At 63.3% G+C, this 9,977-nt stretch carries 10 protein-coding genes; 5 read left to right on the top strand and 5 right to left on the bottom strand.

Going from position 1 to position 9,977, the window contains the following annotated elements:
- Positions 1-86: 86 nt before the first annotated feature.
- Positions 87-1,259, bottom strand: a complete 1,173-nt coding sequence (locus CIT25_RS02205; RefSeq protein WP_095482950.1) for an MFS transporter — start codon at positions 1,257-1,259, stop codon at positions 87-89.
- 236 nt (positions 1,260-1,495) lie between these two features.
- Here CIT25_RS02205 and CIT25_RS02210 point away from each other — a divergent pair, with 236 nt between their 5' ends.
- A complete protein-coding gene (locus tag CIT25_RS02210) occupies positions 1,496-1,783 on the top strand; it encodes a DUF3175 domain-containing protein (RefSeq protein ID WP_095482934.1) in 288 nt (95 codons plus the stop codon).
- A gap of 45 nt (positions 1,784-1,828) precedes the next feature.
- On the opposite strand, the gene CIT25_RS02215 is transcribed toward CIT25_RS02210, so the two are convergent.
- Together CIT25_RS02215 and CIT25_RS02220 are read right to left on the bottom strand one after the other, a co-directional pair.
- On the bottom strand, positions 1,829-2,605 hold the full coding sequence (locus tag CIT25_RS02215) for a FadR/GntR family transcriptional regulator (protein WP_095482935.1): 777 nt from the start codon (positions 2,603-2,605) through the stop codon (positions 1,829-1,831).
- Positions 2,606-2,705: 100 nt separating this feature from the next.
- Positions 2,706-3,602: an NAD-dependent epimerase/dehydratase family protein gene (locus CIT25_RS02220; RefSeq protein ID WP_095482936.1), complete on the bottom strand. Its 897-nt coding sequence runs from the start codon at positions 3,600-3,602 to the stop codon at positions 2,706-2,708.
- A 155-nt stretch (positions 3,603-3,757) separates the two neighbouring features.
- Between CIT25_RS02220 and CIT25_RS02225 the strand changes: the two genes are divergently transcribed.
- A complete protein-coding gene (locus CIT25_RS02225) occupies positions 3,758-4,684 on the top strand; it encodes an NAD(P)-dependent oxidoreductase (RefSeq protein WP_095482937.1) in 927 nt (308 codons plus the stop codon).
- 207 nt (positions 4,685-4,891) lie between these two features.
- Here the strand turns inward: CIT25_RS02225 and CIT25_RS02230 are convergent, their stop codons facing one another.
- Both CIT25_RS02230 and CIT25_RS02235 read right to left on the bottom strand, forming a co-directional pair.
- Positions 4,892-5,689, bottom strand: coding sequence for a FadR/GntR family transcriptional regulator (locus tag CIT25_RS02230; RefSeq protein ID WP_095482938.1), 798 nt, complete (start codon positions 5,687-5,689; stop codon positions 4,892-4,894).
- A gap of 135 nt (positions 5,690-5,824) precedes the next feature.
- On the bottom strand, positions 5,825-6,814 hold the full coding sequence (locus tag CIT25_RS02235; protein ID WP_095482939.1) for a sugar-binding protein: 990 nt from the start codon (positions 6,812-6,814) through the stop codon (positions 5,825-5,827).
- Between the two features lie 430 nt (positions 6,815-7,244).
- Between CIT25_RS02235 and CIT25_RS02240 the strand changes: the two genes are divergently transcribed.
- The 3 genes from CIT25_RS02240 to CIT25_RS02250 all read left to right on the top strand — a co-directional run bounded on the left by CIT25_RS02240 (position 7,245) and on the right by CIT25_RS02250 (position 9,882).
- On the top strand, positions 7,245-7,985 hold the full coding sequence (locus CIT25_RS02240; protein ID WP_095482940.1) for an ATP-binding cassette domain-containing protein: 741 nt from the start codon (positions 7,245-7,247) through the stop codon (positions 7,983-7,985).
- A gap of 40 nt (positions 7,986-8,025) precedes the next feature.
- Positions 8,026-9,024, top strand: a complete 999-nt coding sequence (locus tag CIT25_RS02245) for an ABC transporter permease (protein WP_095482941.1) — start codon at positions 8,026-8,028, stop codon at positions 9,022-9,024.
- A 90-nt stretch (positions 9,025-9,114) separates the two neighbouring features.
- On the top strand, positions 9,115-9,882 hold the full coding sequence (locus CIT25_RS02250; protein WP_095482942.1) for an SDR family oxidoreductase: 768 nt from the start codon (positions 9,115-9,117) through the stop codon (positions 9,880-9,882).
- The last annotated feature ends 95 nt before the right edge of the window (positions 9,883-9,977 follow it).

Consider the following 9,977-nt stretch of genomic DNA (forward strand, 5'->3'; position numbering starts at 1 on the left):
CCGTCCTTGAGGCGGGTTTTTTTGTATGCCTTGCTCGCCGGCTCTGCCTTCGCCAGGCGCGGCAAGTCTCGGGTCCGTTCTCCGCTTCAGGCCATCGCGGCGGCGCTGCGCCGCGCCTTCCACAACAGCAGCACCATGGCCACTATGTTCAGCAGGTTCCAGGCAATGCCGTTGAGGAACGCGGCGGCATAGGAACCGGTCAGATCGTAAATCCAGCCCGACATCCAGCCGCCGATCGCCATGCCGAAGATCGTCGCCATGATGACGATGCCTACGCGCTGGCCGGCCTCTCGGGCCGGCATGTATTCCCGCACGATGATGGCATAGCAAGGCACGATTCCGCCTTGCGACAGGCCGAAGACCAGCGAGACGACGTAAAGCGAGGCGAGCCCGTCGAAGGGGATGTAGAGCAACAACGACAAGGCTTGCAGCACCGAGCCGATCAGCAGGGTTTTCACGCCGCCGATGCGATCGGCAAGGAAGCCGGACGCCAGCCGGCTGACGACGCCCGCCGCCATCATGATCGACAGCATGTCGGCGCCCCGCGCAACGCCATAGCCGAGGTCCATGCAATAGGCGACGATATGGACCTGAGGCATCGACATCGCCACGCAGCAGCTAAGGCCGGCGACGACGAGCAGCACCTGCAGGGCTGCCGGCGACAGCGATATCGGCTGGACGGGCCGGCTGCCGGGTGAACCGGAAATGGCGGCGCGTGGTGCGCCGCGCCTGAGCAGCAGGATCAGCGGCACCATGGTCACGAGGCAGACGACACCGATCGCGGCATAGGTGAAACGCCAGCCTTCGCTCTGCATGATATAGGGCATAACCATCGGCCAGATCGCCCCGGCGAGATAGCTGCCGGCAGCGGCAGCCGACACCGCGACGCCGCGCCGGCGGTTGAACCAGTGCGAGATGTCGGCGATCAACGGCCCGAAGATCGCCGAGGTGCCGACGCCGATCAAAACACCCTGGACAAGGGTGAACTGCAGCACCGAGGTGGTCAGCGACGCCAGCAGGAAACCGGCACCGAGCGCCACCGAGGCAATGAGCGCCGGTATCCAGTAGCCCATGCGGTCGATGGCGCGACCGATCGCAACATTGCCGACGGCGAAGCCGACCATGGTCGCGGTATAGGGCATCGACGCGGCGGCGCGATCGACGCCGAATTCCGCCTGCATGGCGGGGAGGACCACGACCACCGCCCACATGCCGACACCGCCGATCGTCGACAGCAGCATCGAGATGCCGAGCCGCATCCAGGCATAGGCGCTGTCGATGCCGGGGCTGCTTGCCTGGCTAGAGACGGTTGTGATCAAGGCGTTTCCTGTCCGCGGTTCTGCAAAATCGACCGGTTCAACACCACTATCGGCACATTCGTGGCGCCGTGCAGCGCCACATCACGCAATCCGTGGCTCCAGGGATTTAAGCTGAAATGGAACAGTGGCCGCCGTCCCGGAGTTTTCCATTAACTCACCGATGGAAGGAGGTTGTCATGACCGCGAAAAGGAAATGGTCGGCCGAGGTGAACGAGCACAGCGATGCGCTGGACCTCGAGGAACATGTCTTCGAATCCCACGACCCCAAGAAGATCGCGGCCTCGCTCAAGCGATCGGCCGAGCACAGCGATCGGCGCAAGGCCGAGCCGTTCCAGTCCGCCATGTCGATGCTGAATTTCTACATCAACCGTGCCGGTAAGAACCTGCCGGCCAAGCAGAAGAAAGTGCTGGAGGACGCCAAGGACGAACTGCGCGCAGCGTTTGGGCGTCCGCGAGAAGACTAAGGCGCCGGCAGGAAACTTCGCGGGCGCGACATCCGACGCGCTTTGTCAGCGCGACTTGATGACGCCGTCGGTGTTGGCCAACAGCTTGCGGACCGCGTTGCGCGCCGCATCCGGCCGCTGCAGGCGGATGCTCTTCTCGATCGCCTCGTGCAGCTTCTGCGCATGCTGCAAATCGTCCAGCTCCCGCGTCGTATAGGCGAACAGATGATCGAAAGCCGATTCGATCAGAACGCCGAGCGGCACCAGGAGATCGTTGCCCGAGGCACGCAGGATGGCCAGATGAAAACGCGTATCGGCGCGGGTGCGCTCCTGCAGCGTCGTCGCCTCCCGCATCTCCCGGCAGGCCTGGCTGATCTCGGCCATTTGCTCGTCCGTGCGCCGCATCGCGGCAAAGGCGGTCGCTTCCGGCTCGATGATGTGGCGGAACTCCTGCACCGTTTTCAGGAACACCTCGCGGTCGGGCGATGTCGCGTACCAGGCGAGCACGTCGCGATCGAGCAGGTTCCAGCGCTCTTTCGGCTCGACCCAGCTGCCGATCTTGGGGCGCGAGGCCAGCAGGCTCTTGGCCATCAGCATCTTGATCGCTTCGCGCACCGCCGAGCGGCTGACGTCGAAGGTCTCCGACCACTTGGCTTCGTTGGGCAGGATGGTTCCCGGCGGATAGTCGCCGCGCACGATCCTCAGACCAATCTCATTGGCCAGCGACGCATGCACGCTCGATCCAGGCATGCGCGCCGCATCCGCACGGCGAACGGCGGTCGGGCGCTCGGCGGACGCCGCCTTGGCCGGTGTTTTTCCCTTATTCGGCTTGCCGTCCCGCATGTGCTCACAAAGTCCGGATTCCGAAGACTGTCAAGCACGGGAAAGACCCCGGGTTGGAAACCCGGCCGCCGTGCACAGATCAGCCAGGATCGACGCCCTGTCAGGCCGTCTTGACGTATTTCCGCCAGCTATGCTCAGGACGAAACCCGAGCACGTCCCGCGCTTTGCGGTTGGAGAGCAGCGTCTCGTATTCGCCAAGTTCGCCCTTAACCGGCACGTCAGGATAAAACCGCCTCAGCAGTTCGGCCGTCGGCAGGTCGGACGAAGTGTCGTCGTTGGCGGCGTTGAACACCTGATAGCCGAGCCCGTCCTTCTCGATAGCGCGCAACGTGATCTGGCCGAGATCGCGCGCGTCGATGTAGCTCCAGGCGATCCGCTTGCGGAAACCCGGATCGGCGAACCATTTCGGAAACAGCGAATATTCGTGCGGTTCGATGACGTTGCCGATGCGCAAAGCGTAGATGTCGATGCCGCTGCGCAGCGCGAAGGCACGCGCCGTCTTCTCGTTGACGATCTTGGACAGCGCATAGCTGTCCATCGGATCGACATCATAGTCCTCGTCGAGCGGGAAATGCGTCGGGTCGCGCGGCTCGTTGGCAAAGACCAGGCCGTAAGTTGTCTCGCTGGAAGCGATCACCACCTTGCGGATGCCGAGCTTCACCGCCGCCTCGATGACATTGTAGGTGCCAAGCGCGTTGATGCGGAACACCTCGTTATCGGGCGTGATCATGATGCGCGGGATCGCCGCGAAATGCACCACGGCATCGACCGGCTGCGCGCGCAGCGACGGGTCGAACTCGTGCAGGCCCATATAGCTGGACAGTGCATTGAACACCTGCCCGCTGTCGGTGATGTCGGTGATCAGCGTGCGCACCTTGGGATTGTCGAGCGGCTTGGTATCGATGTTGAGCACCTGGCAGCCCTGCTCGACCAGATACTGCACGACATGACGCCCGGCCTTGCCGCTGCCGCCGGTGAACATGATCCGCTTGGTCATTTTTGCTCTCCACATTCCGTAGGATTCATGTGTATTGTCAGACAATATGGCATTCCGCAATCGCCGACCATCGCCTGCGGCAAAAACCCGCTTCAACAATTCGCCTGCCAAAGCGCAGCACCGTCATCGATACCAGCAACACAGGACGACACGACATGAATACGACTGCCGCGAGCGAAAAGATCGGCTTCATCGGGCTTGGCCTGATGGGACACGGGATCGCCAAGAACATCGTCGACAAGGGCTATGCCCTGACGTTTCTCGGCCGCAAAAACCGCGCTCCGGCGGACGACCTGCTCGGCCGTGGCGCGAAGGAAGCGGCGACCTCGCGCGATGTCGCAGCGGCATCCGATATCGTCTTCATCTGCGTCACCGGCTCGCGCGAGGTCGAAGCCATCATCCGCGGACCCGGCGGCCTCAAGGAGGGCCTGAAAAAGGGCTCGATGGTCGTCGATTGCTCCACCTCGGATCCGACCTCGACCGTAGCGCTTGCCGCCGAACTCAAGGCGCTCGGCGTCGACTATGTCGATGCCCCGCTCAGCCGCACGCCGAAGGAGGCGTGGGAGGGCACGCTCGACGCCATGGTCGGTGCGTCCGACGCGGTCTTTGCCCGGCTGAAGCCGGTGCTCGACACCTGGGCTGGCCGCATCGTCCATATCGGCGACACCGGCGATGGCCACCGCATGAAGCTGCTCAACAATTTCATCTCGCTGGGCTATGCGGCGATCTATTCCGAGGCGCTGGCGCTGGCGCAGAAGGTCGGCATCTCGCCGCCGCGCTTCGACAGCGTCATCCGCAACGGCCGCATGGATTGCGGCTTCTACCAGACCTTCATGCGCTGGACGCTCGAAGGCGACCGCGACGCGCACAAATTCACCATCGCCAACGCCTTCAAGGACCTCACCTATCTCGAATCGATGGCGGGTGCTGCCGGCATCGCCAACCCGCTCGGCAATGCCACGAAGAACGCCTTCGCCGGCGCCTTCGCCGCCGGGCCCGCCGATCAATATGTGCCGATGCTGGCAACGCATATCGGCAAGATCAACGGCGTCGACCTGACACCGAGCAAGGACGGCAAGTAGTAGAAGATTTGAGGTGACCGACCTTAGTGTTTGGTCAAGGCTGGCGCTGCCCCCTCGGCTGCCTGCCGGGCACCCTCATTCCGGAGTAGGCGCGGTCGGCGAAGCGGCCGATCTCCCCCGCAAGGGGGGGGAGATTGGACGTCACTTCGGCTTTCGCCAATCGCCAACGTAAGGCAGGGGCAGACGGCGCCAGCCTTGCTGGATGAATTACCGCCGTGACCGTCCGATAACGTCGTCAGTGTTGGCGAGTAGTCTGTGCACTGCCGTGCGGGCTGCAGCCGGCCGCTGGAGACGGATGTTCTTCTCGATGGCCTCATGCAGCGCCTGCGCCCGAGGCTGGTCGCTGGTTTCGCGCGTGACGAAAACGAAGAGGTGGTCGAGCGCCGATTCGATCAGCACGCCGAGCGGCACCAGGAGATCGTTGCCCGAGGCACGCAGGATGGCCAGATGAAAACGGGTATCCGCGCGGGTGCGTTCCGGCAGCGTCGCCGCCTCCCCCATCTCCCGGCAGGCCTGGCTGATCTCGGCCATCTGTTCGTCGCTACGCCGGATCGCGGCAAAGGCGCTGGCTTCCGGCTCGATGATGTGACGAAACTCCTGCACCGTGCGCAGGAACATTTCGCGATCGGGCGCCGTCGCGTACCAGGCGAGCACGTCGCGATCGAGTAGATTCCAGCGCTCCTTCGGCTCGACCCAGCTGCCGATCTTCGGGCGTGAGGCGAGCAGGCTCTTGGCCATCAGCATCTTGATCGCCTCGCGCACGGCCGAGCGGCTGACGTCGAAGGTCTCCGACCATTTAGCTTCGTTGGGCAGGATGGTTCCCGGCGGATAGTCGCCGCGCACGATCCGAAGACCGATCTCGTTGGCCAGCGACGCATGCACGCTCGATCCGGGGATCAGCGCCGCGTCGGCACGGCGAGCGCCGACCGGACGGGCGGCCCGTGCCTTGATCTTGGCCCGTTCCTTGACCGTGGTAAGTCGCTTTTTCGGTCTTGCGTCCGGCATCCACGTTCCCCCGGTGCAGGCTGAACTCAAGGCGCGGCAAAGCAGGAGCGGTTCGCCCCGGCAATGTCGCCTCGCACGTTTCATGAACCGGCGTGACGGGGCGCCCGTCGATCGGACGCCCCGAAAACTGCGAACCTACTTCTGGATGCAGGTGTCGACCGTATCTTTGGTGCACTCGTCGAGACCGGTGAAGACTGGATCGGCGACGGGCTTGCCTTCGACCAGGTCGATCATCACCGAGGGCGCCTTGTAGCCCATCTCGAACGGCCGTTGGCCGACCAGCGCGGTCACCAGACCCTCCTTGGCAATGGCCACTTCATCACCGATCGTATCGGCGGCGCCGATGACGAACTCGTTCTTGGCGATCTTGTCGGCCATCGGCTTGAACAGGTCGCGATAGGGCTGCGGCGCGCCGAACAGCGGCCAGCCGCCCATGATGCCGAAGGCGTCGAGATCGGGATTGGCGGCGAGGATATCGGTCATCGCCTGCACGCCCTTGGCGCCGTCGTCATTGGTGAACACCGGGCAGCCGGCAACTTCGGTCCAGCCGCCCTCGCCGGCGAGCGCCGGGAGATCCTTCTGGCCTGTAAGCGCGTCGCGCATGCCTTGGGCGCGGCGCAGGATGTTGTCGGCCGCCGGATTGCCTTGGATGGTGCAGATCTTGCCGCCATCCGGCTTGCCCTTCTTGATGTACTCGCCGATCTTGTATCCCATCAGGTAGTTGTCGGTGCCGAGATAGGTCTTGCGCAGCCCCGCATCTTCCTTGCTGAGGTCGGCGTCGAGCGTCATGATCGGGATCGACGGATTGGCGCTTTTGATCGTCTGCGCGATCAGCGGCGCGTTGGACGGCGAAATGGCCATCGCCACTGTATCGGGCTTGCTCAGCATGTCCTGAACGATCTGGGCTTCGCCGGCCTCGTCCGAGGTCGATGCCGGGCCGGTGTAGAAGCACTCATACTCCGAGCTGGCATTTTCCTTGTTCCATTTCTGGCAACCCTGGTTGATGGCCTCGAAGAACGGATTGTCGAGCCCCTTCACCACGATGACGAGCTGTTTCTTGGCCAAAGCCGGCCCGGCACCCAACGCCATGACGGCGACGGCGGCGAGCAATAGTGATTTCCTCATGTCAGTCCTCCCTTGAAACAGACGGACACGGCGTGCCCGCCACACAGACCAGCCCGGGTCAAGCGATGACAGAGGTTCGTTTCGCGAGCGCTCGTGTCGCCAAGCCGGGCCGATAAGCATTTCCAGATGCGGTAGCAGACCAGCGCGATACGGACGCTGCCAGATCCTCGACCGATAAACCTCCGCCTACTCCGCCCGGCGAGCCGGAACAGGAGATCGGCATAATCTCCTCCGGCGCTTAGCTAATATCGGCTTGCGACGAACGTCAATTGCTATTTGTCCTACAAAACGGATTTTTCGAAAGAAGCCGCTGTTGACGCCAAGGGGGCATGTGCGTAAATGGGCGAAAGCGCTGTTTCCGGGAGGGGCCGGAAAAGAGCGAGGGCCGCGGCAGAACCGCCGGCCGAAAGCACGGGGAGGAAGCAGTCTGGTGTCGGTTCTCGAACTCACCAATATCTCGAAACATTTCGGCGCCATCCAGGCTGTCAACGACGTTTCGCTCTCGATCGAGGCCGGACAGGTGGTCGGCCTGATGGGCGACAACGGCGCCGGCAAGTCGACGCTGGTCAAGATGATCGCCGGCAATTTCCCCCCGAGCCATGGCACGATGCAGATGGACGGCAAGGATCTGATCCTGCACAAGCCGGTGGAGGCGCGCCAGCACGGCATCGAGATCGTCCATCAGGATCTCGCGCTGTGCAACAATCTGACGGCCGCCGCCAATGTTTATCTCGGACGCGAGCTGCGCCGCGGCATCGGCCCGTTTCGCATCCTCGACTACGCCGCGATGTACAAGCGCGCCGGCCAGATCTTTGCCGAGCTGAAATCCGAGACCCGCCCGCGCGACCTGGTCAAGCAGATGTCGGGCGGCCAGCGGCAAGCGGTGGCGATCGCCCGCACCATGCTTTCGCAAGCCAAGATCGTGCTGATGGACGAGCCGACGGCGGCGATCTCGGTCCGGCAGGTCGCCGAGGTGCTGAACCTGATCCGCCATCTGCGCGACCAGGGCATTGCGGTCGTGCTGATCAGTCACCGCATGCCAGACGTCTTTGATGTTGCCGATCGCGTCATCGTCATGCGGCGCGGCCGCAAGGTCGCCGACAAGACGATCGCGTCGAGTTCGCCCGAGGAAGTCACCGGGCTCATTACCGGCGCCATCGAACAGGTTTGATGTCAGCGGGTTCCACCACGCAAGCAAATAAAGGTCGACGATGGCAGTAACTCTTGACCAGACGATCGCGCAGAAACAGCACACTTTGCTGAGCAGGGTGTTTGCCAGCCAGACCTTCTGGGTGGTGATCGCGGTCATCCTCGCCTGTCTGTTCCTGTCCGTGGCCACGGATTCCTTCGCCACGACGAAGAACCTCTACAACATCACCCGCAACGTCACTTTCGTCGCCATTGTGGCGCTCGGAATGACGTTCGTCATCATCACCGGCGGCATCGACCTGTCGGTCGGCTCGGTACTTTGCCTGTGCTCGATGGTGCTGGCCGTCACCATGCATGCCGGCTACGGCATCGAGGTCGGCATCGCCGCTGCGATCGCGACAGCGCTGATTATCGGCGCCTTCAACGGCATTTTGATCGCCTATCTCGGCTTTCCGCCCTTCGTGGTGACGCTCGGAATGCTGTCGATCGCCCGCAGCCTGGCCATGGTCGCCTCCAACAACACCGTCATCTTCCAGTTCGGGCCCGATCACGACAAGCTTCTGGCGTTGGGCGGCGGCGCCTGGGTGTTCGGCATCGCCAATCCGGTGCTCTACACCATCTTGCTGGCGCTGATCACCGGCTTCGTGCTGCGCTGGACGAAATTCGGCCGGCACATCTTCGCCATCGGTGGCAACGAGCATGCGGCGACGCTGACCGGCGTTCCGGTGCGCCAGATCAAGGTCGCGGTCTACATGATCTCGGCGCTGGCAGCGGGCGTTGCCGGCATCATCCAGACCGGCTGGCTGGGCGCCGTCACCACCAATCTCGGCAACGGCATGGAGCTTCAGGTTATCGCCGCCACCGTCATCGGCGGCGCCAATTTGGCGGGCGGCATGGGTACGGCCTTTGGCGCCGTCGTCGGCGCAGCGCTGATCGAGGTGATCCGCAACAGTCTCGGCCTGCTCGGCATCAATGCGTTCTGGCAAGGTACCTTTATTGGCGGCGCTATTCTGATGGCGGTCCTGTTCGACCGGCTACGCAATTTCAGGCGCAACGAATAGGACCATGATCCCGAACCGAAGGTCCGCGCCGGCGAAAGCGGCGCTGACCGTCGGTTCGGATAAGATCATTGTCAAACAAAAGACAGTCTGATGGTGAAATCCCTCTTCAGCCTCGACGGACGGCTGGTGCTGATCACCGGTTCCGGCCAGGGAATCGGCTTTGCCCTGGCGCGGGGCCTTGCCGAGCATGGCGCGAGCGTGGTGCTGAACGGCCGCGATCCGGGCAAGGTCGCTGGTGCGGTGGCAAGGCTGGGCGACGCCGGCTTCAAGGCGCATGCCTCGATCTTCGACGTGACCGATTTTCATGCCGTCGATGAAGACATTGCCCGGATCGAGGCCGAGATCGGCGCCATCGACATCCTCGTCAACAATGCCGGCGTGCAGTTCCGCGCGCCGCTCGAGGATTTTCCCGAGGAGCAGTGGGAGCGCCTGTTCAAGACCAATGTCTCGGGCGCCTTCCACGCCGGCAAGGCGGTGGCCCGGCACATGATTCCGCGCGGCAAAGGCAAGATCATCAACATCGGTTCGGTGCAAAGCGAGCTCGCCAGAACCGGCATCGCGCCCTACACGGCGACCAAGGGCGCGATCAGGAACCTGACCAGGGGCATGTGCGCCGACTGGGCGAAACACGGCCTGCAGATCAATGCCATCGCGCCCGGCTATTTCCGCACCGAGATGAACCAGGCGCTGGTCGACAATCCGGAATTCTCCGCCTGGCTGGAGAAGCGCACGCCGGCCGGGCGCTGGGGCAATGTCGATGAACTGATCGGCGCCGCAGTCTTCCTGGCGTCGGATGCATCGTCCTTCGTCAATGGCCACACGCTTTATGTCGACGGCGGCCTGACCGCGTCGGTTTGAGAGGTGGCGCCTTCCCCTTCTCCCCTTGTGAGGGCTTTGCACGGGGAGCGAAGTGGATTTCGGTGGTCAGTGAGGGCCTTTTTGAAGGCCGGCAG

This window comes from Mesorhizobium mediterraneum, assembly GCF_002284565.1.
GTDB classification, from domain to species: domain Bacteria; phylum Pseudomonadota; class Alphaproteobacteria; order Rhizobiales; family Rhizobiaceae; genus Mesorhizobium; species Mesorhizobium mediterraneum.